At 64.0% G+C, this 23,579-nt stretch carries 20 protein-coding genes; 5 read left to right on the top strand and 15 right to left on the bottom strand.

Features of this window, described 5'->3' with window-relative positions:
- Positions 1-39 precede the first annotated feature (39 nt).
- On the bottom strand, positions 40-762 hold the full coding sequence (aqpZ, locus tag SO156_RS11780; RefSeq protein WP_498534892.1) for an aquaporin Z: 723 nt from the start codon (positions 760-762) through the stop codon (positions 40-42).
- A gap of 262 nt (positions 763-1,024) precedes the next feature.
- Between aqpZ and rpsU the strand changes: the two genes are divergently transcribed.
- Entirely contained in the window at positions 1,025-1,327 is a 303-nt protein-coding gene (gene rpsU, locus SO156_RS11775) for a 30S ribosomal protein S21 (RefSeq protein ID WP_027525171.1), read from the top strand.
- A gap of 127 nt (positions 1,328-1,454) precedes the next feature.
- On the top strand, positions 1,455-2,108 hold the full coding sequence (locus SO156_RS11770) for a tetratricopeptide repeat protein (protein ID WP_498534891.1): 654 nt from the start codon (positions 1,455-1,457) through the stop codon (positions 2,106-2,108).
- A 28-nt stretch (positions 2,109-2,136) separates the two neighbouring features.
- Here SO156_RS11770 and SO156_RS11765 read toward each other — a convergent pair whose 3' ends face one another.
- The 10 genes from SO156_RS11765 to SO156_RS11720 all read right to left on the bottom strand — a co-directional run bounded on the left by SO156_RS11765 (position 2,137) and on the right by SO156_RS11720 (position 13,991).
- Positions 2,137-3,078 carry a hypothetical protein gene (locus SO156_RS11765; RefSeq protein ID WP_458144945.1) on the bottom strand — a complete coding sequence of 314 codons (942 nt, stop codon included), beginning with the start codon at positions 3,076-3,078 and terminating at the stop codon, positions 2,137-2,139.
- Between the two features lie 92 nt (positions 3,079-3,170).
- Positions 3,171-3,455, bottom strand: a complete 285-nt coding sequence (locus SO156_RS11760) for a cupin domain-containing protein (protein ID WP_458144968.1) — start codon at positions 3,453-3,455, stop codon at positions 3,171-3,173.
- A gap of 14 nt (positions 3,456-3,469) precedes the next feature.
- Complete coding sequence (locus tag SO156_RS11755) at positions 3,470-4,567, bottom strand: calcium:cation antiporter (RefSeq protein WP_458144946.1); 1,098 nt, start codon at positions 4,565-4,567, stop codon at positions 3,470-3,472.
- 60 nt (positions 4,568-4,627) lie between these two features.
- Positions 4,628-5,428 carry an alpha/beta hydrolase gene (locus SO156_RS11750; RefSeq protein ID WP_498534890.1) on the bottom strand — a complete coding sequence of 267 codons (801 nt, stop codon included), beginning with the start codon at positions 5,426-5,428 and terminating at the stop codon, positions 4,628-4,630.
- Positions 5,429-5,485: 57 nt separating this feature from the next.
- Complete coding sequence (locus SO156_RS11745) at positions 5,486-6,883, bottom strand: NAD(P)(+) transhydrogenase (Re/Si-specific) subunit beta (protein ID WP_458144948.1); 1,398 nt, start codon at positions 6,881-6,883, stop codon at positions 5,486-5,488.
- A gap of 39 nt (positions 6,884-6,922) precedes the next feature.
- Positions 6,923-7,240 carry a proton-translocating transhydrogenase family protein gene (locus SO156_RS11740; RefSeq protein ID WP_283039714.1) on the bottom strand — a complete coding sequence of 106 codons (318 nt, stop codon included), beginning with the start codon at positions 7,238-7,240 and terminating at the stop codon, positions 6,923-6,925.
- A gap of 10 nt (positions 7,241-7,250) precedes the next feature.
- A complete protein-coding gene (locus SO156_RS11735) occupies positions 7,251-8,378 on the bottom strand; it encodes a Re/Si-specific NAD(P)(+) transhydrogenase subunit alpha (RefSeq protein WP_458144949.1) in 1,128 nt (375 codons plus the stop codon).
- Positions 8,379-8,514: 136 nt separating this feature from the next.
- Complete coding sequence (locus SO156_RS11730) at positions 8,515-8,667, bottom strand: aa3-type cytochrome c oxidase subunit IV (RefSeq protein WP_449376860.1); 153 nt, start codon at positions 8,665-8,667, stop codon at positions 8,515-8,517.
- Between the two features lie 144 nt (positions 8,668-8,811).
- On the bottom strand, positions 8,812-11,763 hold the full coding sequence (locus SO156_RS11725; protein ID WP_498534889.1) for a cell division protein: 2,952 nt from the start codon (positions 11,761-11,763) through the stop codon (positions 8,812-8,814).
- 347 nt (positions 11,764-12,110) lie between these two features.
- A complete protein-coding gene (locus SO156_RS11720; RefSeq protein WP_458144951.1) occupies positions 12,111-13,991 on the bottom strand; it encodes a M3 family oligoendopeptidase in 1,881 nt (626 codons plus the stop codon).
- Positions 13,992-14,115: 124 nt separating this feature from the next.
- Here SO156_RS11720 and SO156_RS11715 point away from each other — a divergent pair, with 124 nt between their 5' ends.
- The 3 genes from SO156_RS11715 (at position 14,116) to SO156_RS11705 (ending at position 20,226) form a co-directional block, all read left to right on the top strand.
- On the top strand, positions 14,116-15,618 hold the full coding sequence (locus SO156_RS11715; RefSeq protein ID WP_498534888.1) for a sigma-54-dependent transcriptional regulator: 1,503 nt from the start codon (positions 14,116-14,118) through the stop codon (positions 15,616-15,618).
- Positions 15,619-15,964: 346 nt separating this feature from the next.
- The gene (locus tag SO156_RS11710) at positions 15,965-18,250 is read left to right on the top strand and encodes a L,D-transpeptidase family protein (RefSeq protein ID WP_498534887.1); all 2,286 of its coding nucleotides are present in this window, start codon (positions 15,965-15,967) and stop codon (positions 18,248-18,250) included.
- A gap of 338 nt (positions 18,251-18,588) precedes the next feature.
- The gene (locus SO156_RS11705; protein WP_498534886.1) at positions 18,589-20,226 is read left to right on the top strand and encodes a peptidoglycan L,D-endopeptidase MepK; all 1,638 of its coding nucleotides are present in this window, start codon (positions 18,589-18,591) and stop codon (positions 20,224-20,226) included.
- Between the two features lie 111 nt (positions 20,227-20,337).
- Here SO156_RS11705 and SO156_RS11700 read toward each other — a convergent pair whose 3' ends face one another.
- The 4 genes from SO156_RS11700 to SO156_RS11685 form a co-directional block, all read right to left on the bottom strand.
- Positions 20,338-20,760 carry a DUF1801 domain-containing protein gene (locus SO156_RS11700; protein WP_458144955.1) on the bottom strand — a complete coding sequence of 141 codons (423 nt, stop codon included), beginning with the start codon at positions 20,758-20,760 and terminating at the stop codon, positions 20,338-20,340.
- An 18-nt stretch (positions 20,761-20,778) separates the two neighbouring features.
- Entirely contained in the window at positions 20,779-22,545 is a 1,767-nt protein-coding gene (locus SO156_RS11695) for an adenylate/guanylate cyclase domain-containing protein (protein WP_498534885.1), read from the bottom strand.
- Positions 22,546-22,632: 87 nt separating this feature from the next.
- On the bottom strand, positions 22,633-22,905 hold the full coding sequence (locus SO156_RS11690; protein WP_458144957.1) for a DUF2312 domain-containing protein: 273 nt from the start codon (positions 22,903-22,905) through the stop codon (positions 22,633-22,635).
- Between the two features lie 194 nt (positions 22,906-23,099).
- A complete protein-coding gene (locus SO156_RS11685) occupies positions 23,100-23,402 on the bottom strand; it encodes a DUF1244 domain-containing protein (RefSeq protein ID WP_458144958.1) in 303 nt (100 codons plus the stop codon).
- Positions 23,403-23,579: the final 177 nt, after the last annotated feature.

Below are 23,579 nucleotides of genomic sequence, written 5' to 3'. Positions count from 1 at the left end.
GAAAACCGCCGCACACTTTTCCGGATCATGCTGCGACGATCACGCGGTCTTCACACCGGCGACGACGCCGCCCGGCTCTTCGCTCAGCCAGCGATAGATCACGCCGCCGAGCGCGCCGCCGATCAGCGGTGCGACCCAGAACAGCCAGAGCTGTGCCAGCGCCCAGCCACCGACGAACAGCGCAGGGCCGGTGCTGCGCGCCGGGTTCACCGACGTGTTGGTGACGGGAATGCTGACGAGATGGATCATCACCAGCGTAAGCCCGATCGCGAGCGGCGCGAAGCCCGCAGGCGCCCTTCCGTGCGTCGCGCCCATGATGACGAACAGGAACATCATGGTCATCACCACCTCGGTGATGAAGCACACCACCATGCCGTACTGGCCGGGCGAGTGCGCACCGTACCCGTTCGACGCGAAGCCCTTGGCGACGTCGAATCCCGGGGCGCCGCTGGCGATCACATAGAGCAGCGTGGCCGCCACGATCGCGCCGATGACCTGCGCGACGATATAGGGCAGGATCTGTCCGGTCGGGAACCGACCGCCCGCCGCAAGACCGACCGTGACGGCCGGGTTGAGATGGCAGCCCGAGATGTGGCCGATGGCGTAGGCCATGGTGACGACGCTGAGGCCGAACGCCAGGGACACGCCGACCAGGCCGATACCGACCTGCGGAAAGCCGGCAGCGATCACCGCGCTCCCGCACCCCGCAAATGTCAGCCAAAAGGTGCCGATGGCCTCGGCGGCGTATTTCTTCATATCCATGAGGGACTCCCCTGATTTCCAAGACTTCCGGATCAAAATCCGGGAACGGCCCCGCGATTGGCACCAAACCACCCAAATCGCGGCCGCACGGGGGCATTTTTGCCCCATTTAATGGCTTATCTTGGCCCGAAAGCCCTCTTGGACAATGGACATCTCAGGTTTTGTCTGATACATCCGCGCGCTCAAGGTTAAGGGCTTGCGCTTTTTGCCATCCCCTTTGACTTACCAGAATTCAAATCCGATCCACTGAAGAGGATGCCGCGTGCAGGTTCTCGTTCGCGATAACAATGTCGATCAAGCCCTCAAGGCGCTGAAGAAGAAGATGCAGCGCGAGGGTATTTTCCGCGAGATGAAGCTCCGCGGTCATTACGAAAAGCCCTCCGAGAAGAAGGCCCGCGAAAAGGCCGAAGCCGTGCGCCGCGCGCGCAAGCTGGCCCGCAAGAAGCTGCAGCGTGAAGGCCTGCTGCCGATGAAGCCGAAGCCGGTGTTCGGCGCTGGCCCCGGTGGCGAGCGTGGCGCTGGCGGCCGTGGCGGCCCGGGCGCAGGTCCGCGCGGACCGCGCTGATTTTGCCGCTTCTGCAAAACTGAGTTTTCGATGACGCGGGCCCCGAGCCCGCGTTATTGTTTTGTGAGCGGTGCCTTTTCTGGGACGGGGCACTACCGATGCGGCACCAGCGCGAGCGAATCCGTAGATGGCCTCCCCTTTCCCCAAGCACAGCCCGGCACTGTCGTGCCGGCTCTGGCGGCGTTCCGTCACGCTCACATTGATCGCGATCGCACTGTCCGGCTGCTCGTTCGACCTGGGATCGCTGATGCCCGAGAAAGAGAAGCCGCAGGACGCGTCCAGGGCTGCTGCCGCGCCCGCCGAGAGCGCGGTCAGCGCCGGCAATGTCACTGAGGCCCAGAACCACACGGCAAAGGGCCAGGCGCTTGCGAAATCAGGAGAGACGGCAGCAGCGCTCGAGGAGTTCAACCGCGCCGTCGCGCTCGATCCCTACAATGCGCAGGCGCTCTATGGCCGCGCCCTGATCTATCAGGCGAGCAACGAGCACGAGTTCGCAATCGCGGATTTCAGCGCCGCGAGCGGGCTCAATCCGCAGAAGCCGGAGCCGCTGCTCGGCCGCGCCATCAGCTATCTCGCGGTCGGCAAGGTCAAGGAAGCCGCAGCCGACCTCGACGAGGCCTCCGAGGCTGATCCGCACAATGCGCAAGTCTGGACCACGCGGGGGCTCGCCTATGAGCGCCTCGGCGACAAGGCCAAGGCGGCGGCGTCCTACACCAAGGCGGTCGCGCTCCGTCCACGCGACGATGCTGCCCGCAGCGGGCTGGCCCGGGTCGGCGGCTGAGACGGGATCGAAGGCGCAGCGCCCCAGGTCAGTCTGGGGTCACGCTTTTCGGCAGGACCGCGTGGAACATCGACTTGACGCCTGACAGCATCTCGTCGGCGACGTTGGTCTTTGGCCGCGGCACGGGAGCGGCCGCATCGGCCCGCAGATCGAGCGGAGGCGCAACGACAACCGGGACCGGGATGTCGGCCGGTGGCGTCAGCCGGTTCGCATCATCCGAGCCAACGGACGCGGTGTAGGGCGGGTTCGACGTCGTGGGGGAGCCGTAGGCCTCCGGGCCCGGCGTCGACACCGTGATCGGCGGTGGCAACGGCTGCAAGGCGGACGGAGTTGCCGTCACGACCCGCGGGGCCTCATGAACACGCGGCGCTTCCACGGCATGGGCCGTCTCCTGAGGGGCAGCCTCGGGCGACTTGCGCAGCCGCTCGATCGCCGCGCGGGCAAGATCGTTGGCGTCAGGAGTCGCGGCATTCGATGCCGGGGCCTGAGTGGTCTCGGAGGCTGGCGCTGTGATGGCCGGAGCAGGCGTCGCCTTGGCCATGGCCTTGCTGTCGCGGGAAGCCGTCGGCCGGCCGCGCGGCGTGGCGGGAGCGGCGGCGGTCTCGGCGGGTGCAGTTTCGGCGGGCTTGTTCTCGGCCGGCTGGTCAGCAGCCTTGGTGTCAGCCGGCTTCTCGGCCGGCGTCTTGTCCGTCGCGGTCTTCTCGGAGACGCCCTTCTCGGCAATACCCTTCTCGGAAATACCCTTCTCGGAAATACCCTTGGCCTTCACTCCGGGCGCGGGGAGATTCGCGACCTCGGCAGGCTTGGCATCCTTCTTCGTCTGGGTGGTCTGAGCAGGCGCGACCGCGGCAGCGGGAGTGTCGGACGCCGGCCGGGCGTTGATGTAGTGATTAACGATGTACGCCCCGATGATCGTCGCGAGCACCGAGGGGAAGATGTCCATGGAGATTTTAGTCAGGTATTTCAGCATTCCGGCCACTCCCCACACGGTCTGATGCGGGAACTTTGAGGCAATAGTAAGGGGTCAACTGCGACGGATCGGTGGCCATTGGCAAGCCACTTTTACGGTTTCAGCTCGACTTCAAGGAACACGATCTCCGTTGCAGTTTCGTTAAGCACGTCGTGCGCGACACCTGCCTTGCGGAAGTAGGACTTGCCCGCCGAAAGCTGCGCTTTGGAACGCTCGCCATTGGGCGCCACGATGGTCATCTCGCCGGCCGTGACGGGAACGATCACATAGTCCATCCCGTGAATGTGATGGCCGGTGGCGCCGCCCGGCGGCAGCCGCCACTCGGTGACCCGGACCTCGTCGTTGTCGACCTGCACATCGGATTTTGCGGCCAGCATATCCATTCCTCTCGCTACGGCACAAAGACCATGAACACGTAGACCGCGAATACCACCATATGGACCAGCCCGAACAGGACGTTGGTCCTGCCGGTGCCGAATGTCAGCATGCTCAGCAAAAATGTCAGGAACATCAGCGCCGTATTCGGGGGGTTCAGGCCCAGCACAAGCGGCTGGTCGAGCGCATAGGTGGCGAGGCCGACGGCGGGAATCGTCAGGCCTATGGTGGCCAGCGAGGAGCCGAGGGCCAGGTTGATGCTCTTCTGGAGATCGTTCTTGCGCGCGGCGGCGATCGCCGAGACGCCCTCCGGCATCAGGATCAGCAGCGCGACCAGGAGCCCGGCAAAGGCCGGTGGGGCGCCAATCATGGCGGCAACGGCGTCGACCACCAGTGAGAACTTCTTGGCGAGCAAAACGACGGCAAGGAGCGAGATCAGGAGCAGGACCATGCTGAGAACCAGCATTGTGCCTGACAGATGGCTTTCGCCGCCCTTCCCGTCATCAGCCTGATTGATGAAATAGTCGCGGTGCAGCACGGTCTGCGTGTAGAGAAACACGCCATAGAGCACGATCGTCACGAGATCGACGAAGCCGAGCTGGAGCGACGAATAGATCGGGCCCGGCGTCGTCAGCGTATAGTTGGGCATGATCAGCGTGATGGTCGCCAGCGCGATCAGCGTGCTGAGATACACGTTGGAGCCCGAAACCTGGAAACCCTGCTCGCGATAGCGGAGGCCACCGATGAACACGCAGAGGCCGACGAGCCCGTTGCAGACGATCATCACCACGGCAAACACGGTGTCGCGCGCGAGCTCCGGTGCCGGCTTGTCGCCGAGCATGATGGTGGTGATCAGCGCGACCTCGATGATGGTCACCGCGAGCGTGAGCAGCAACGTGCCAAACGGCTCGCCGATCCGCTCCGCAATGACCTCGGAATGATGAACGGCAGCGAACACCGTTCCGAACAGGATCACCAGCAGGACGATCGCAAATCCAAGCCCCCCGACCGACAGGGTGAAGCCGTACCCCGTCGCGGTGACGATCAGGAACAGCAGCACCGCTAGGGCGGGAAATAGCCAAGACGACCGCGGCATCGGTCCGTGTGCGCTCATGCAGGCGATTCCTTCAAATAGGCGACCGATTATGCGCGAGAAGATCGCGCCCGTCAGCCCTCAGGAGCCATTGATGAAACGTCGGGCAATCTCCTGGGCACCAAAGCTGTCGAGATTGTCGTGCCCTCCGCCGGGAATGCGAACGAGCTGCCTTGATTGATTGGCGAGAGCGAACAGGCGCTCGCCGAACGCGATCGGGATCACCGTATCCTCCGTGCCGTGCATGATCAGGAGCGGAACGGTGACGCGAGCGATCCGCTCGTCCGAACGAAATTGATCGCGCATCAGGAAACGGACCGGAACGAAGCGAAAGAGCGAGGCCGCAACATCGACGGTCGAAGTGTAAGGCGCTTCCAGGATCAATTTGCCTATCGGATGCTCGGATGCGACCGCGACGGCCACACCGGTCCCGAGCGAAAAGCCCCAGACGACGATCCGTTCAGCCGCGTAGCGCGCGGTCGTGAAGGCGTAGGCGGCCGCAGCATCGCGCAGCAGGCCCTGTTCGCTCGGCGCGCCGCTCGAGCCGGCATAGCCGCGATAGGACAACGCGACGAGGCCGGTGCCGTCAGCCGTCATCGCCTTGAAGCGGCCGACGAGGCCGGCCAGATAATCACCATTGCCGGGAAAATGGAGGATCACGGGGCGGCCGGGCTTTGCCGGCACGTGCCAGATGATGATCTTCTCGCCGTCCGACGTGGTGAGCAGATGCTCTTCCGCCTCGGGGAGGCCTGCGGCTTCCGGTAGCGTTCGACCGACCGGGGGGATCGGAAACAGCATGTCGCGCTGTTTGACATAGAGCACGACGAGACCGGCGAGATAGCCGGTCACCAGCACGACGGCGACCCACTTCACGACGATCATGACGACGCCGCCAATCCAGAGCCCTATGGCTTGCGAGGGCTCTCGAGCATGTCGCGATCACATCGCCTTGACGATGTTCTCGGTGACCTTCTTGGCGTCGCCGAGCAGCATCATCGTGTTGTCGCGATAGAACAAGGGATTGTCGATGCCGGCATAACCCGAAGCCAGCGAGCGCTTGATGAACATCACGGTGCCGGCCTTCCAGACCTGGAGCACCGGCATGCCGTAGATCGGCGAGGTCTTGTCCTCTTCGGCCGCCGGGTTGGTGACGTCGTTGGCGCCGATCACGAAGGCGATGTCGGCCTGCGCGAATTCGGAGTTGATGTCCTCGAGCTCGAACACCTCGTCATAGGGCACGTTGGCTTCGGCCAGGAGCACGTTCATGTGGCCGGGCATGCGGCCTGCGACCGGGTGGATGGCGTATTTCACCTCGACGCCTTCCTTCTTCAGCATGTCGGCCATTTCGCGCAGCGCGTGCTGCGCCTGCGCCACCGCCATGCCATAGCCGGGCACGATGATGACCTTGGAGGCGTTCTTCATGATGAAGGCGGCATCGTCCGCCGAGCCGAGCTTTGCCGGCTTCTGCTCGCCAGTGCCCCCGCCGGCCGCCGCGGTCTCGCCGCCGAAGCCGCCGAGGATGACCGAGATGAAGGACCGGTTCATCGCGTGGCACATGATGTAGGACAGGATCGCACCGGATGAGCCGACCAGCGCGCCGGTGATGATCAGCGCGGAATTGCCGAGCGTGAAGCCGATGCCTGCCGCGGCCCATCCCGAATAGGAGTTCAGCATCGAGATCACGACCGGCATGTCGGCGCCACCGATCGGGATGATCATGAGCACGCCGAGCGCAAGCGCCAGGATGACGTTGAGCCAGAAGAACACCGGGCTGCCGGTGACGACGAGCCCGACGATGCAGGCGACCAGTGCGACCGCGAGCGCGATGTTGATGAGGTGCCGCGCCGGCAGGATGATCGGCGCACCGCTCATGCGGGCCGACAGCTTCAGGAACGCGATCACCGAGCCGGTGAAGGTCAGCGCGCCGATGGCGACGCCGAGCGACATTTCGACGAGGCTCTGGGTGTGGATGTTTCCGGGGGTGCCGATGTCGAAGGCTTCCGGCGCATAGAACGCGCCGGCTGCGACCAGCACCGCGGCCATGCCGACCAGCGAGTGGAAGGCGGCTACCAGTTCCGGCATCGAGGTCATCGGGACACGGCGCGCAACCACGGCGCCGATCGTACCACCGATGGCGATGCCGACGATGACGAGCAGCCAGGCAAGGCCGTCCGCCGGCGGGTGGTTGGCAAGCGTGGTGGCGACCGCGATCGCCATGCCGATCATGCCGAACAAATTGCCCTGGCGCGAAGAGGCCGGGCTCGACAGCCCGCGCAGCGACAGGATGAACAGCACCCCCGCCACGAGATACAACAATGCAGAGAGATTGGCGCTCATCTCAGGTCCCCATCTATCCCATCAGCCCGAGGTGGCCGCTTACTTGGCCTTCTTCTTGTACATCGCCAGCATGCGCTGGGTGACAAGGAAGCCGCCGAAGATATTAATGCAGGCAAAGATCAGTGCGATGAAGCCGAAGGCGCGCGCCCAGCCCGAACCGCTCGACACATTCGCAACGCCACCCGCGAGCAGCGCACCGACCACGATCACCGAGGAGATCGCGTTGGTGACGCTCATCAGCGGCGTATGCAGCGCCGGGGTCACCGACCACACCACGAAATAGCCGACGAACACCGCCAGCACGAAAATCGACAGCCGGAAAATGAAGGGATCGACGACCTGTGCGACATGCTCCATGGCTTCTCTCCTAGGCTTTCGGCTGGAAGTTCGGGTGGATGACTGCGCCGTCCTTGGTCAGCGCGGTCGCCTTCACGAGCTCGTCGTCCCAGTTCACGGCAAGCTTCTTCTCTTTCTTGTCGATCATGGTCTCGATGAAGGAGAACAGGTTGCGCGCGTAGAGGCCGGAGGCCGAGGCGGCGACGCGGCCGGCGACGTTGGTGTAGCCGACGATCTTGATGCCATCGAGATCGACGACCTCACCGGGCTTGGCACCCTCGACGTTGCCGCCACGCTCGACGGCGAGATCGACCAGCACCGAGCCCGGCTTCATCGACTTGACCATCTCGGCATTGACGAGCTTCGGCGCGGGCCGGCCCGGGATCAGCGCCGTCGTGATCACGATGTCCTGCTTCTTGATGTGCTCGGCGGTCAGCGCGGCCTGCTTGGCCTGGTACTCCTTGGACATTTCCTTGGCGTAACCGCCGGCGGTCTGCGCGTTCTTGAACTCCTCGTCCTCGACGGCGAGGAACTTGGCACCGAGCGATTCCACCTGTTCCTTGGTGGCGGGGCGCACGTCGGTCGCGGTGACGATGGCGCCGAGACGGCGCGCGGTCGCGATCGCCTGGAGGCCGGCGACGCCGACACCCATCACGAACACTTTGGCGGCGGGCACGGTGCCGGCCGCCGTCATCATCATCGGGAAGGCGCGGCCGAAGGCTTCGGCACCCTCGATCACGGCACGGTAGCCGGCAAGGTTCGCCTGCGACGACAGCACGTCCATCACCTGGGCGCGCGTGATGCGCGGCATCAGTTCCATGGCGAAGGCGGCGATACCGGCATCGGCCATCGTCTTCAGCGCGGAGTCATTGCCATAGGGGTCCATGATGGCAATGACCAGCGCGCCGCGCTTGTACTGGCCGAGCTCGGACGCCTCGGGGCGCTTCACCTTGATGATGATGTCGGCATCCCTGAGCGCATCGGCGCTGACGGTCGCGCCGGCGGCGGTGTAGTCGGAGTCGAGCAGGCCCGACTTCACGCCGGCACCGGGCTCGACGGCAATCTCGGCGCCCAGAGCCTTGAACTTCTTCACCGTGTCCGGCGAAGCGGCGACCCGCGGCTCGGATGGATCGATTTCCTTGGCAACGGCAATCTTCATGAGGCCTCCGGCGGCGCGGGACAGCGCGCACGCGAATTTAGCGTTACTCCCGCAACGTTGGATACCGGTTTTAGAACCGGTTTGGATGCAAATTTTCTGAGCAACCGCCGCCTTTGGCGGTGCAGCCGACGATGGATCAGGTCAGGAAGATCGCCATGAGGATGACGATGAGCGCGACCGTGGCTGTGCCGTACTTGACCAGCTTGATGAAGCCCTCGTAGGTCTGCTCGTGGGCAACGTAGTCGTTGCCGTCGGCGGTGCTGTACGCCACTTCGCTATGGTCAGCCATGGATGTCCCCAGTCGAAAGTCGAATTCCCGGCTGGCAATACCGCAATCCGCCGGGCAGGGCAACGGCACAGCTGCGCAGTTTTCCCGCAAATCGGCTCATTTGGAATCCGGATTGTCGGGGCGTGCGGTGCAGACGGCAACCAGCTAGCCCTGATCAAGCGCGCAAACCGTGACTGCCGCGGTCTGAGGTTGCTGCACCGGCAGACCAAGCGCTCCGCGCACGGCGTCGATCGCCGGCTGGCCTGCGTCGGTAAATCGAACCATGCGTGGATCGACGGCGGACCCGACCACCACAGGATTGTCACCGCACAGGAAGCCGTGAGTCGTGTGGAAGCCGAGGGCACGATAGACCTCGAACTGTTCCTCGGAGAAGAACTGGTCGCCCGTGGTCTCGTGCGGGAAAGTGGCGTGCCGCCGCGCATAGTCGCGAATGTAGTCGTTCTCGTCGCCGGTCAGGGACGACTTGATATAGACGAGGTAACCGTAGTCACCACCGCCATAGTCGATCGTGCCGATCGCGACGTGAGCGTGATCCTGCGGCCGATCGTCGTGCTGACACGGGGCCGACTCGTTGCTGGCATTGCGCGCCATCAATGCGCGCGTGCACTCGCGGATCGGCGTCCACGGCAGATCGATCCGGACGCCGAGATCGATGCGGGCATAACGCTGCAGCGTCATCAGCGAGGCGAAATTCATCGGCGTGTCCGCCTCCGCGTCCACGGCAACGATCACTCTGCAGCGCCTGCGCAACAGCTCGTAGACGCCGAGATTCTCGATGTGTCCGCCGTCGGTGAGGTAGACCCCCTCGCTGTTCTCGTAGAGCCGGCCGGATATTTCCGCCCAGAAATAGAGCGGCGAGAAGCGAGGGAACGAGAGCGCATTCACGTAACGCGGATTCCTGAGCCAATAGCCAAGCCGCACGTTGAGAAGGGCGAGCGTCGGCGTCAAAACCCTGATCGAGCTCGATCCCATGTTGGAGGAAGCTGCGGCTCCCGAGATCGCCATCGCGGTGGCGAGGTCGAGGCTCAGCTCGACTTTCTCGAGGGCCGAAGTCGCGGCGTATCCGGTCGCCTCGCTACCGACATTGCGCGGCGAAAACAGGAAAAAGTCCGCGTTGCGGCCGCGCCGGTTGGCAAAATCCGATCCCTGGATGTTTAACGCCGTGTTGATGAGGTGGTAGGGCGCGCTCAACTTCGGCCCGGCATTCGGGTCACCGGCGTTCGCGATGGCGTAGAGATCGCTCAGCTTCATGCGATCGAGCGGCTTGAAATCGCGGCCCTGGTCGAGGCTGGCTTCGGTGCGCGCGATATCACCGTCGGCAGGCAGGGTCGGATCGAACAGGAAGGCCTTGCTCAACCGGTCGCGGTAGAGCCTGTGAAGGGAATTCGCGTTCGGCGTCAGGAGCCACGACACGAGGAACAGAAAGACACCCGCCAGTGCATAGAGGATGACCACCGGCAGGCTGAAGGAATAGCCGAGTTCCGACGCCAGTCCCTGGAACATGCCTGGGAATCGCTTCTGCGCCTCGGCTCCGATCCACTGCGCTGCCGATTCGAGCCATGTCGGCGCGTGCCAGGTCGGTGTCAGCCGCTCCGTATCCGGAGCGTCGGGAAGTGCTGGTTTCGGCGTGATTTGCGCGGACAGGGTGCCCGCACTGGCGTCGAACTGAATCTTGCCCGCCAGGCTTCCCTGCGTTGAGGCGCTCGATTTTGCATTCGCCAGGCATTCTCTTTGCGTCGGAGACGGTGGGCACTGCTCGAACAGATCATTGGCGATGCCCCAATATGACAGATAGAGGTAGGCGATCCAGATGATCAGCGGCAATGCGAGACCCGCGACCCAGAGCGCGACCTTGGCAACCATGGCCAGCACCGCCGATCCCCATTGCGATGAGATGCCGTTGCCCTTGAGAAGCTCGGCGAACTGCTGCCGGAAGGCCGTGACGAACACGCCGATCGGCGCCGCGATCGCAGCGAGCGACTTGATCCAGGCCACCCCGACGCCGCCGACCGGCCCACCGATCACGCTGCTGTCGGCGACTTCGAACATCTGCCGCAGCACGAAGGGCTGAAATTCGAGGAAAGCGATGGTCGCCAGCATCACCAGGAAGGTTGCACCCGCTGTCGGAACATGGGAGCGAAATTCCTGTCGCTTCTTGGGGCTGGCAAAGGACCGGAAAATCGCCCACAGAAAGAACAGAACGACCCCGATGATGGCCATCGCCAGCGTCAACGCAAAGTTTTTCACCTGGAGCACGCGCGCGAAGTCGCAGCCGACGCCGACCACGAAGACAATGCCGGCAAGATAGGCGCACACAATGCTGGGACCGCTGCCCCTTTCCGATCGCGAGCCGAGGTAGGTCAATCCGCTGACGGCAAGCAGGATCACGGCGAGGATCGCTCCGACGGCGCTGAATCCATGCTGATTGACGAAGCTGAAATCTTGCAGCTCGCATTTCTTGAGGTCGCCGATGGCGACGCCGAACAGGTTTGCGACCGTCAGGCAGCTTCGCACGGGCGTCGACCAGATCGTGACCGCCGCGAGCATCAATATGATCGGCAGGGTGAGCCCGATATTTGCGATCAACCCGCGCACCACGATCGCTATCCCGGTCAGCAGATCGCGCACGCCGGCAGGGATCAGATAGTTGGAGTAGTTCCGGATGTGTCCGACCGACGGCGTGTCGCTGATCTCGCAGGCGGTCGCGGTGTCGCCTGCCGGCCTTTCGCCGAAGACGAAACGGCCCGCGACCGTCATGCTCGCGCTGAGCGAGGTACCGATATATCCGCCGCCCGACACCGTCGAAAGGTAGTCGATCCGCCCGAACAGATCGTGATGGTTCAGCCCCTGGAGAACGCCGAGACAGAAGGCCGAGGAGCGGATCCCGCCACCCGACAGCGCGAGCCCCGTGACGTCGAGCATCTGGCAGGGATGCAGATCGTCAATCCGGAGCTGGCGCGTCCCATCGCGACGCGTGTTGATTGCCTCGATCTCATCGCGAACGATCAGGTGGTGCTTTTCACACCAGGGCTTGTCGGCGGCGAAGGCGGCCTTCCGCGCTTCTGCGGCCGCTGTCGACGAGACTTGATTGAGCATGCGTGTCTCCCCCAACGGCAGAGCCACAAACAATCAATGGTTGCATAATAGGCTGGAGAATCTAATAGAGATTAGTCGCGCCGGGTTTCGCGAACGTTCAATCCCACGTAGCAGGAGCTCCGGACCCGTCGCGAAGGTGGCCCATCCAGCGGCTGGGAAAACGGGGGCCGAAGGCTGCAGGACGCGCCGAACTGCACGGCAATGACGTCGTTCGGGGCCGGTTCCATCAACAAGGGAGGCGCCTGCCGCACTGCGTCCACGAGCTCATAGCCGAGCTCGCGAAAAAATGTCGCAGCCGTGAGAGGCAGGGGCCAATCCCGTCGAGAGGCCGACGCGGCCAGGCCGCTTCAGCCCATCGCCTCCAGCTCGTCAATCATACCGGCGACGACGCTAAGGCCGCCGTCCCAGAATTTTGGGTCCTTGGCATTGAGACCGAACGGGCGCAGCAGCTCGGAATAATGCTTGGTGCCGCCGGCGGCGAGCATGTCGAGATAGCGCTCGGCAAAGCCCCCGGCGGCATTCTCGTAGACCGCATAGAGCGAATTCACGAGGCAATCGCCGAAGGCATAGGCGTAGACATAGAACGGCGAATGGATGAAGTGCGGGATGTACATCCAGTAGTTCTCATAGCCCGCCTTGATCTCGATCGCGGGCCCCAAGCTCTCGGCCTGCACCGAAAGCCAGATCTCGCCGAGCCGCGTCGCGGTGAGCTCGCCGTTCTTGCGCTCGCTGTGGACGGCGCGCTCGAAGGAATAGAACGCGATCTGCCGCACCACGGTGTTGATCATGTCCTCGACCTTGCCGGCGAGCAGCGCCTGGCGCTGTTTTGCATTTTTGGTCTGGGCAAGGAGCCGCTTGAAGGTGAGCATCTCGCCGAACACACTCGCGGTCTCGGCCAGCGTCAGCGGTGTCGGCGCCATCAACGCGCCGTTCCTGGCCGCCAGCACCTGGTGCACGCCGTGGCCGAGCTCGTGCGCTAGCGTCATCACGTCGCGCGGCTTGCCCTGATAATTCATCAGCACGTAAGGATGCGCCGACGGCGTGGTCGGATGCGAGAAGGCGCCCGGCGCCTTGCCGGGACGAACCGGGGCATCGATCCAGCGGTCACTGAAGAAGCGCTCGGCGATGTCGGCCATCTCAGGCGAGAAGCCGCGATAGGCCGTCAGCACCATGTTCCTCGCATCGGGCCAAGCGATGGTGTCGGTCGCGGCAAAGGGCAGCGGGGCATTGCGATCCCAATAAGCGAGCCGCTTCTTCTTGAACCAGCGTGCCTTCAGCGCGTAATAACGATGCGACAGTCTTGGATAGGCCGCGCGCACCGATGCGACCAGCGCATCCACCACCTCGCGCTCGACGCGGTTGTTCAGATGGCGGGAATCCGCGACGTCCTTGAAGCCGCGCCAGCGGTCGGAGATGTCCTTGTCCTTGGCGAGCGTGTTGGTGATGAGCGCGAAGGTGCGCTCATTGGCCTTGAAGGTTTTTGCCAAAGCTTCCGCCGCAGTCTTGCGCTTGGCGCCGTCGCGGTCCTGCAAGAGATTCAGCGTCGGCTCGATCGCGAGCTCCTTAGCCCCGACCTTGAAGCGCAGGCCGGAGATGGTCTGGTCGAACAGCCTGTTCCAGGCCGAATAGCCGGTCTGCGCCTTTTCCAGGAAGAGCTGCTCGAGCTTGTCGTCGAGCTGATACGGCTTCTCCTTGCGGAGGTCCTCGATCCAGGGGCGATAATGCGCGAGCTCGGAAGCCTGCATTGCGCGATTCAAAATTTCGTCATCGATCCGGTTGAGCTCGAGCGCGAAGAACAGAAGATGGGTCGAGGCGGCCGTCAGCCGCTCTGACACATCGCCGTAAAACTTTGAAATCTTGGGATCAACGCTGTCGCCGGCATGGACTAGCCCGGCATAGGACCCGAGCCGGCCGGCGAGATCGTCGATCGCCTCATAACGCCGCACGGCCTCCGCGAGCCATTTTCCGCCATCTTCATTTGCTGTCGCTGTCGCGAGCTTGCCCTTGTAGTCGGTCTCGAACGCGACGCAATCGGCATCCATCTTCTCGAGATCGCGCGCCACTTCCGGCGCGGTGATCCCGGAATAGAGATCGGCGAGGTTCCACTCCGGAAGCTTGCCGGCTTTGCTGGCGGCTTTGCCCGAGGACTTTGCTTTGGCGACGGCTTTTTTGGTATTCGGCTTGCGGAGAACGGACGTGCTGAGAGCGGACTTGGAGCGCGAAGTCATTGTGTTGGAAACCTGTGTTCAACGATCGCAATGGATGGGGTCAGCAAGGTTTAAGAGTGCGTTAATCGGCTTCGGCCAGATTGACCCGATTCGAGACAGATAGTTGTAGCGTGCGGGGATCACCATGGCTGCCAGTATTTTGATTGCCGATGACGACGCCGTCGCGCGCCGCCTGGTCGAGAACATGGTGCAGAAATGCGGCTATGAAACGATCATCGTCGATTCCGGCGATGCCGCGCTCGCCGCCCTCACCGCACCCGACGCACCGGCGGTCGACGCCGTCATCCTCGATCTCGTCATGCCCGGCCTCGACGGCATGGGCGTCCTGGCAAAAATCCGCGAGGCGGGCCTCAGCGTACCCGTCATCGTCCAGACCGCGCATGGCGGCATCGACAACGTGATCTCGGCGATGCGCGCAGGTGCGGCCGATTTCGTGGTCAAGCCGGTCGGCATGGAGCGGCTCCAGGTCTCCTTGCGCAACGCGCTCAACGCGTCCGCGCTCAAGGGCGAATTGCAGCGCATCCGGCACAGCCGCGAGGGCCGGCTGACGTTTTCCGACATCATCACGCGCAGCGACGCGATGGCGCATGTGATGCGCGCCGCGCAGAAGGCGGCAAACTCTTCGATCCCCGTCCTGATCGAAGGCGATTCCGGCGTCGGCAAGGAGATGTTCGCCCGCGCCATCCATGGCAGCGGCGAGCGCAAGGCAAAGCCGTTCGTCGCGGTCAATTGCGGCGCGATCCCCGACAATCTCGTCGAGTCGATCCTGTTCGGTCATGAGAAAGGCGCCTTCACCGGCGCGACCGAACGGCACGCCGGCAAATTCGTCGAGGCCCATGGCGGCACGCTGTTTCTGGACGAGGTCAGCGAGCTGCCGCTGACCGCGCAGGTCAAGCTGTTGCGCGCGCTCCAGGAGGGCGCAGTCGAGGCCGTCGGCGGACGCAAGCCGGTGAAGGTCGACGTCCGCATCATCTCCGCGACCAACCGCAAGCTCCTGGATCGGGTGAAGCAGGGCCACTTTCGCGAGGACCTGTTCTACCGCCTTCACGTGCTGCCGCTGACGATTCCAAGTCTGCGCGCGCGGCGCGAGGACATTCCGCATCTCTTGCGGCATTTCCTGGCGCGGTTCGCCGCCGAGGAGAATCGCCCGATCACTGGCATCAGCGGCGAGGCTATGGCGCATCTCTCGACGCTCGACTGGCCCGGCAACATCCGCCAGCTCGAGAACGCGGTCTATCGCGCGGTGGTCATGAGCGAGGGTGATCAGCTCGGCCTGGACGATTTCCCGCTGCTTGGCGGGCCCCCGCATCAGACGAGCGACGCTGCGACCGCGCCGCTGATCCTGGAGCCACTCGCGTCAATGGCCCCCGCGATGATCTCTGGTAACGAAATACCGATCGCTCCATTGGCCACCGCCGGGTCGCTCGCGATGCTGACCAGCACCGGAGAAGTACGGCCTCTGGAGGAAATGGAGAACGAAATCATCCGCTTCGCGATCTCGCATTATCGGGGGCAGATGTCGGAGGTCGCACGCCGCCTCAAAATTGGCCGCTCCACGCTCTACCGCAAACTCGACGAAGCCGGCGTCCAAGGACATGGCGGCAAAAGCGGTGAGGAGACGCACTGAGCACGGCTCGCGGAACGACGTTCCCTCTATGGCCCAAACGGGGCGCAAGTCCTTCGCATTGCGGACGATTTGAACCGTGACCGGGAAGTGACAGACAAAGGGAAAAGCGCGTGGCAGAGGCGCACAATCCGTTGCCAAGGGGTCTCCTTGAAGTCAGTTTGTCGTGAGTTGTCCCGGGTCGCGCTGGCTGCAAAAACGGGGCCTGTATATCGTCTGCGTAAGAATCGCTGCGTGCAGGCGTGCAACTTTCGAGAAGCCGGCGCGATTGGCCGAAGCTGTTAGACGATAACGAATCTGTTCCGCGAATCTGTTTCATGGGGACAGTTCACCCGAGGGGCGTGACACGATGCGAGACTGTTTGAACAACCGTGCAGGCTTTGACCGCGTGCTGATGACGGTCGCGGCGACCTTCCTCACGGTCTCGGCCACTTCGGCGCTCGCCCAGGACCAGGCGCGCAGCAGCGCCGCGGAGCTCGCGATCGAAGCCGCGATCCCGCGCCCCGAACCGGCCAACGTCCCGCCACCGACAGCCGCCGACATCAAGCTCGATACCACGGCCACGGTGCAGGAGCCGACCAAGGACGCAAGCAGCAAGGAGCCCGTGAAGGCGGAAGCCGCACCGGCGCCTGAGAATGTCGAAGCCAAGCCTTCCGAAGCCAAGCCTTCCGACGTCGCCACGACGCCCGCCACTGAGGCGCCGAAGAGCGAGACCGCGAAGACCGAGCCTGCCAAAACTGAAGCTGCCAAGACTGAAGCTGCCAAGACTGAGCCTTCCAAGACTGAACCGGCAAAGACCGAAGCTGCGACCGCTCCCGCTGCGCCCGCGACCGCTGCAGTGCCGGCCGAGCCGCCGAAGGATGTCGCGAAGGAGCCGGCCGCCGAGCCGGTGAAGGCCGCGAGCAACGTTCCCGCTGCCGACCAGCCGGTTGCCGACAAGATCAAGGACGCGCTCGGTGCCAAGAGCTCGCGTTATTTCGATCGCAAGAATGAGCGCGCTACCGTCGAGAAGTTTTACGGCGCACGCGACTTCGCGCCAGTCTGGACGCAAGGCGGGAGTCTCAGCGCTTCGGCGAAGGGCGTGATCGCACGACTGAAGGATGCCGCGTCCGACGGCCTCAACGCCGCCGACTATCCGGTGCCGGATTTCGCGGCAGCCACCACGCCCGATGCGCTCGCCGAAGCCGAGCTCAAGCTCACCGCCAGCATGCTGGACTATGCGCGCCAGGCGCAGAGCGGCCGCATGCACTGGTCGCAGGTCAGCGCCGATATCCTTTATCCCGAGCATCCGGTCGACCCGAGCGAGGTGCTGGCCAAGGTCACGACCGCGACTGATGCGTCCGCGGCGCTCGACAGCTACAACCCGCCGCAGAAGCTCTACAAAGAGCTCAAGGCGAAGCTCGCCCAGCTCCGCGGCCAGGGCGAAGGCCCGGTGATCGAGATCACCGACGGGCCGGCGCTGAAGTACACGCCGGCGCGCGGCAAGAAGCAGGCGGAAGTGGTCGTACAGGATCCGCGCGTGCCGCAGCTCCGCGCCAAGCTCGGCATCACCGAAAACGCCAACGACGACCACTATGACGCAACGGTTGCGGAAGCCGTGCGGAAATTCCAGGACGGCGCCGAGATGAAAGCGACCGGCGTCCTCGACGCGCCGACCGTAAGGGCGCTGAACAGCCCGAAGCGCGACAAGCAGATCGATACCGTGCTCGTGAACATGGAGCGCTGGCGCTGGCTGCCGCGCGACCTCGGCGCACCGTCTCTCGGCGATGCCTATGTCATCCTCAACATTCCCGACTACACGCTGAAGGTGATGCAGCGCGGCCAGCAGGTCTGGACCACACGCGTGGTCACGGGCAAGCCGGGCACGCACGCCACCCCGCTGCTCAGCGAGACGATGAAGTACATCACGGTCAATCCGACCTGGAATGTGCCGCCGTCGATCGTCTACAACGAATATCTGCCGGCGCTGCAGCAGGACCCGACCGTGCTCCAGCGCATGGGACTGCGCCTCGAGCAGAACCGCGACGGCTCCGTGCACATCTCGCAGCCGCCGGGTGAAGCCAACGCGCTCGGCCGCGTCCGCTTCAACTTCCCGAACAAGTTCCTGGTCTATCAGCACGACACGCCGGACAAGTACCTGTTCGCCAAGGAAGAGCGCGCCTTCAGCCATGGCTGCATGCGGGTGCAGAACCCGGATCAGTACGCCTCAGTGCTCCTCAACATCACCATGCCGAACGAGCACTACACACCGGAGCGGATCCGCGGCATGTACGGCTCGAGCGAGATCGACCTGAAATTCCCCACCCCGATCCCGGTCAACATCACCTACCAGACCGCGTTCGTGGACGACGGCGGCAAGCTGCAATTCCGCAGGGACGTGTATGGCCGCGATGCGACGATGCTCAGCATCCTGAAGAACGGCCGCGGCAAGGACCTCGAGAACGTCGTCGCGCATTCCCAGCCAAGCTACTCGCGGCCAGCCACGATCCTGCCCTCTGGCGTCGCGGTAGCCAATAGTGGCTTCGGCGGCGGCTTCTCCTCGTCGGGTCCGTCGTTCTTGGAGCGGCTGTTCGGCGCGCCTACCCCGCCGCCGGCTCCGGTCGGCCGGCGCCAGCAGCGCGTCTTTACCCGCTGATCGCCTCAGCGGACTCGCGTCGAAAGACAGATTCATCAATAAAATCAGCGATCCCGTCCCCGACGGGATCGCTTAACGTTAACCATTGTCCACCAGAGCCGCCGCTGGGGGCGTTTTTTCGCCACACTCGACCGGTTAGGTCTGTATCCTGACTTGGGTTTTCGGCTTGGGTTTTCGACTTGCTTGGAATCCCTCTCGGGATTTCGTTGGGGTTGGGGGCGGGAAGGTAAACCTCAAATTAACCTTCTCGCTTTAAGAAAGCGTTCATCCTCTTTCGCGCGCTAGCGGGGTTGGCGGGAGAGTCCATTTGAACGCTCGTCGACTGGGTGGGCTCATTCGTGCTGGCTGGTTTCGCACGCCAATTCGTTGCGGTGTCGTTGTCCCATGCGGGAGTCAGGGCTGGATCCCGGATCGCCCTGACCTCGCTGCTGTTGCTTGCCGGCGCCAGCTCCGTTCACGACGCGACCGCGTTGAACGAGACCCGCACCCTCTCCTTCCACCACACCCATTCCGGCGAAGACCTCACCGTCACCTTCAAGCGCGACGGGCGCTATGACGAGGCCGCGCTGAAGCAGCTCAATCACTATCTCCGTGACTGGCGCAGCCAGGACGAGACGGTGATGGACCGCCACCTCTTCGATATCCTCTGGGAGGTCTATCGCGACGTCGACGGCAAGCAGCCGATTCAGATCGTCTCGTCCTATCGCTCCCCCGCCACCAACGCCATGCTCCGCCGTCGCTCATCAGGTGTGGCGCGCTTCAGCCAGCACATGCTGGGCCATGCGATGGACTTCTACATTCCGGGCGTACCGCTGGAGCAGATCCGCTTCGCAGGACTCCGCCTGCAACGCGGCGGTGTCGGCTTCTACCCGACCTCCGGCTCGCCTTTCGTGCATCTGGACACCGGCAGCATCCGGCACTGGCCGCGCATGACGCATGACCAGCTCGCCCGTGTCTTCCCGGACGGCCGCACCGTGCACCTGCCGACCGATGGCACGCCGCTGAAAGGCTATGAGCTCGCCAAGGCCGATATCGAGCGGCGCGGCAATGGCGATGACGCCGCGACGATCGGCAAGCCGAGCTTCCTGGCGGCGCTCTTCAAAGGCAAATCGGCCCCCGCCAGCGACGAGGATGACGAGGGCGCGCCGGCCGTCAGTGCTAAACCGGCGGTACCGACCGTGGTTGCGGCAGCCGCGCCTGCCAAGACCGCTGAGAAGCCCACCGATCCAGTGCCGACGCCGCGCGCCAAGCCGCAAGTTGCGGCCGCGATCCAGCTTGCCGCGGCCGACATGCAGGTCGTGCAGCCTCCCAAGCCGAAGCCTGCTTCCGCCGCCGACAGATCGGCTGAGGCCAAAACAACTGAAGCGAAGCCGCAGACGCCCGCCGACATCATCAACGCCCGCGGTTTCTGGGATGCGCCGGCGGCTCCGCAGCAGGCTACGCCGGCCCAGGTCGCGGCGCTCAGGGCACGCCAGGCACTGGCCTCGGCGACCGATCCGCAGGCGACCGCAAGCGTTTCTTTCTCGGCCTACCAGGCGCTTGCCTATGCGCCGGCCGCCGCCTCGCCCGTCGACCATGCCAACGTCGTCGCCGCCTCCGCGCCGGTCCCGCGCGCAGCCCGTCCGCTTGCTGCGACTCGCAGCCTGGCCCAGGCCACCGAGATCAACACCGTCGTTGTGAAGGGCGCCCAGGGCATGGTCGCGACCTCGACGCGGCTCTCCGCCGCCAAGGGCGAGAGCATGTGGCTCAAGATCGTGATGCTGGCGCCGAGCGCCAGCCGCGCGATGTCGGTGACGCTGATGGGCGATATCGACATGACCGCGATGCGGGCCTATTTCGTCAAGCCGCAGGCGGTTATCGCAATGGGCTTCACCGATGATCCGATGCAGGGCATGTCCTGCGACAGCTTCTCGGGCTCGGCGACCACCAAGCTCGAGACGACGTCCTTCGTGGTCCGCACCGCAGCATTGCGCTAACGGCCCTTCCCTTCACATCGTGCCGTAGCCTGGATGGAGCGCAGCGCAATCCGGGTATCTTGCCGTGTACGCGAATCCCGGATTTCGCTGCGCTCCATCCGGGCTACAAGCTTATTTCCTGCTCCGGCGGTCGAGGTGATACGTCAGCGCCAGCGACAGGCAGACCGCGAGCGGCTGCTTCGCCAGCTTGCCCGACACCGGCAACAGCAGCGCCCGGTTCTGCCGGTATTCGAACGCGTCGGGAAAGCGCTCGCGAAAACTGTCGATCAGCGTTGTCTTGCAGTTGAACAGCACGGCTGCGTACGTCTCGGAGTCCTTCACGCGACCGAGCCGGATGGTGCTGCCGCTTCCGGTCTGTGCGGTGAGATAGGCGGGCTCGCCCCATTTCAACGTCTCAGTCAGCGCGCCGACGTCGTCATGTGCCCCGGCGGTCGCGAAGATCAGCTCGCGTACATCGAGAAGACGCCGGCGGATCTGCAACGGAAAGGCCTCGAAGGCTCGGCCCACCTCGCGCGGCAATGGTGGCTCAGTCACGCTCTCCCCCTTGATGGATCAGGCCGGCAGGCCGGCGCCGCGAAGGCCCGTCTCGTAGCGCTGCCGGTCGACCTCGCGCTTATAGTGCTGGGTGGAGAGGTGATTGGCTACCGAAAATGCAGGCTCACGCTTGAGAACCTCGGCCGCGTGAGCGCCGGCCGCAACCGCGTTGCCCATCTGCGCGAAGATCGCGGCGAGGAACGCGTGATGGGCGTGATCGGGCCGTGTGATCCGTGAGAAGGCTTCGGCGGCGTCGGCGTATTTCTCGGCACAGTAATAGGCGCGCCCGAGATGACTCCAGAAGCGTTCGGGGTGACAGGGGTTGAGCCGCATCGCCTTCTTGATCCAGTCGATGCCTTCCTCCGGCCGGCCGAGCCAGGTCAGCAGCTCACCCTGCTGCACTACCACGAGATCATAGTTCGGGTTGAGTGCGAGCGCCCGCTCCTGATGGTAGGCGGCCCTGTCATGGTCGTCGCGGTTCAGATTGAGCGCGGCGAGGATGCGGTGGACGTCGCTGTCATTGTCGTCGAGGGCCAGCGCGGTCTCCAGCTCCGAAGCCACCTGCCGGAAAGTCGCGTCGCGATCCTCACACCAGCTATAGACCCAGGTCTGGCCTAACACGCACGCCTTCCAGGCGTGTGCGTGGGCGTAGTTCGCATCGAGCGAAAGCGCCCGGTCGAGCAAGCGCTGCGCCTGCGCATTGTCGTCGTGGTTCGAGCGGTGGTGCAGGATCTTGGCGGCCAGCACGCATTCATAGGCCGCCATGTTGTCGGTCGGCTTGCGTTTCGCGCGATCGTGGCTCGCCGCCTCGACGCGGCCGGGCAGCGTCGAGGCGATCGCGCGGGTCATCTCATCCTGGATCGCGAAGATGTCCTCGAGTTCGCGGTCATAGCGATCGGCCCAGATGTGCCGGTCGGTCTCCGCGTCGATCAGCTGCACGGTGACGCGCACGCGCCCTCCCGCCTTTCGCACGCTCCCTTCGACAACATAGTCGACGCCGAACTCGCGGGCGACGTCCTGCACCTTCACCGCTTTGCCCTTGTACACGAAGGCCGAGTTGCGGGAGATCACCAGCAGATCGTGGAAGCGCGACAGCTCGGTGATGATGTCCTCGGTCAGCCCATCGGCAAAAAACTCCTGCTCCGGATCCCCGCTCATGTTGGCGAAGGGCAGCACGGCGATCGAAGGTTTCCTGGAAATGCCCGCCGCGGGCGCGGCGTCCGTCGCCCCGTCCGGCGCGCCCGCCATCTCCTCGTTCAGCCGGACGCGGAAGACGCGGATGGGTCGCGCGATGTTCTTGACGTTCTGCTCGCCCAGATCGTCGAAGTCGACGCCATCGAGACGCTGGCCGAGCTGGTCGCGAACCGCGCTCGAGATACAGATGCCGCCAGGCTCGGCCAGCGCCTCCAGCCGCGCCGCGACGTTGACGCCATCGCCGAAGATGTCGTTCTGGTCGACGATCACGTCGCCCAGATTGATGCCGATGCGAAACTGTATCCACCGTCCGGGCGCAACGTCGGCATTGCGCCGACCCATGCGGCGCTGAATCTCGGCCGCACACAGCACGGCATCGACGACGCTGTGGAATTCGACGAGCAGGCCGTCGCCCGTGGTCTTGATGATGCGTCCGCGATTGCGGCTGATGACCGGATCGATGAGCTCGATCCGGTGGGTCTTGAGGCGCGCAAGCGTTCCAGCCTCGTCGGCCTCCATGAGCCGACTAAAGCCGACCATGTCAGCGGCGAAGACCGCGGCGAGCCGGCGCTCTGGTCCAGGCGCATCCATGACTCGGTCCCTTCACCGAGCAGCTTAGCAGAGAAGCGGATTTTGCCTAGGTTTGGTGCGCCGCGATCGAAAGGCCGAAGCGGCCCGTCAGAGCATTCCGAGCGCCTGCATATACGTCTCGAGGATCGTTTCGGCCTCGGCGCGCTCATTGGGATCCTGCTTGCGCATCCGCACGATGGTGCGCAGCGCCTTCACGTCGAAGCCGTTGCCCTTGCTCTCGGCATAGACGTCGCGGATGTCGTCGGAGATCGCCTTCTTCTCTTCCTCCAGCCGCTCGATGCGTTCGATGATGGAGCGGAGCTGATCTTTGGCGAATTTCGTGGCGGGCGCTTCTTCGTCGACGGCGGTGGCAATGGCCATCTCGTACTCCTGATGGAACTGGCAAGGTGAGATAACGCCGGCGTCCTAGCACCGCGCGTGCTGGTTTGACCCTTAGGTTTGGCAGCCGTTACGTCAAGGCACCATCGCGCCCGTCCACAGCGCACCCACATCTTCGTGCCGCGGGGGTCAAAAACCGGTTGTGCTGCGAACGATTCGGTCCCTCGAGTCGGAGGTCAATGCCCGGGATGGACCTTCTTCATGGCCTCGAGCTGCTCTGGCGTGGCCGTGCCCTGGTACTTCGCCTTCCAGGTCTCATAGGGCATGCCGTAGACCGCTTCGCGGCTCTCGTCCTTGCTGAGAGGTACCCCTTGGGCGTCAGCGGCGTCCTTGAGCCAGTTCGACAGGCAATTGCGGCAGAAGCCGGCGAGATTCATCAGATCGATGTTCTGGACGTCGGTCCGCGTCTTCAGATGCTCGACCAGGCGCCGGAAGGCCGCTGCCTCGAGCTCTGTTCTGGTTTTGTCGTCGATTGCCATGACGATGACCTCACTGTCCGGACAGATCCTTTACGGGACCAAAGCGCGACGAGATTGGGATGAATCGTCATCGCGCTTTAGGCTATTGTTTGAGCATGATCTTTTCGGAGAAGCGCTGTGCACTTTTCCCGGATCATGCTCTAGGTAGGCCTTTGTCATAGATTTTGCCATATCCCG

This window comes from Bradyrhizobium sp. UFLA05-125 (assembly GCF_059803515.1).
Note: the sequence above shows the minus strand (reverse complement) of the source record. Positions and strands in the feature narration are given on the sequence as shown.

Coding starts and splice junctions, on each gene's coding strand:
- aqpZ (WP_498534892.1), bottom strand. CDS start 762: ATGGATATGAAGAAATACGCCGCCGAGGCCATCGGCACCTTTTGGCTG.
- SO156_RS11770 (WP_498534891.1), top strand. CDS start 1,455: ATGGCCTCCCCTTTCCCCAAGCACAGCCCGGCACTGTCGTGCCGGCTC.
- SO156_RS11765 (WP_458144945.1), bottom strand. CDS start 3,078: ATGCTGAAATACCTGACTAAAATCTCCATGGACATCTTCCCCTCGGTG.
- SO156_RS11760 (WP_458144968.1), bottom strand. CDS start 3,455: ATGCTGGCCGCAAAATCCGATGTGCAGGTCGACAACGACGAGGTCCGG.
- SO156_RS11755 (WP_458144946.1), bottom strand. CDS start 4,567: ATGAGCGCACACGGACCGATGCCGCGGTCGTCTTGGCTATTTCCCGCC.
- SO156_RS11750 (WP_498534890.1), bottom strand. CDS start 5,428: ATGATCGTCGTGAAGTGGGTCGCCGTCGTGCTGGTGACCGGCTATCTC.
- SO156_RS11745 (WP_458144948.1), bottom strand. CDS start 6,883: ATGAGCGCCAATCTCTCTGCATTGTTGTATCTCGTGGCGGGGGTGCTG.
- SO156_RS11740 (WP_283039714.1), bottom strand. CDS start 7,240: ATGGAGCATGTCGCACAGGTCGTCGATCCCTTCATTTTCCGGCTGTCG.
- SO156_RS11735 (WP_458144949.1), bottom strand. CDS start 8,378: ATGAAGATTGCCGTTGCCAAGGAAATCGATCCATCCGAGCCGCGGGTC.
- SO156_RS11730 (WP_449376860.1), bottom strand. CDS start 8,667: ATGGCTGACCATAGCGAAGTGGCGTACAGCACCGCCGACGGCAACGAC.
- SO156_RS11725 (WP_498534889.1), bottom strand. CDS start 11,763: ATGCTCAATCAAGTCTCGTCGACAGCGGCCGCAGAAGCGCGGAAGGCC.
- SO156_RS11720 (WP_458144951.1), bottom strand. CDS start 13,991: ATGACTTCGCGCTCCAAGTCCGCTCTCAGCACGTCCGTTCTCCGCAAG.
- SO156_RS11715 (WP_498534888.1), top strand. CDS start 14,116: ATGGCTGCCAGTATTTTGATTGCCGATGACGACGCCGTCGCGCGCCGC.
- SO156_RS11710 (WP_498534887.1), top strand. CDS start 15,965: ATGCGAGACTGTTTGAACAACCGTGCAGGCTTTGACCGCGTGCTGATG.
- SO156_RS11695 (WP_498534885.1), bottom strand. CDS start 22,545: ATGGATGCGCCTGGACCAGAGCGCCGGCTCGCCGCGGTCTTCGCCGCT.
- SO156_RS11690 (WP_458144957.1), bottom strand. CDS start 22,905: ATGGCCATTGCCACCGCCGTCGACGAAGAAGCGCCCGCCACGAAATTC.
- SO156_RS11685 (WP_458144958.1), bottom strand. CDS start 23,402: ATGGCAATCGACGACAAAACCAGAACAGAGCTCGAGGCAGCGGCCTTC.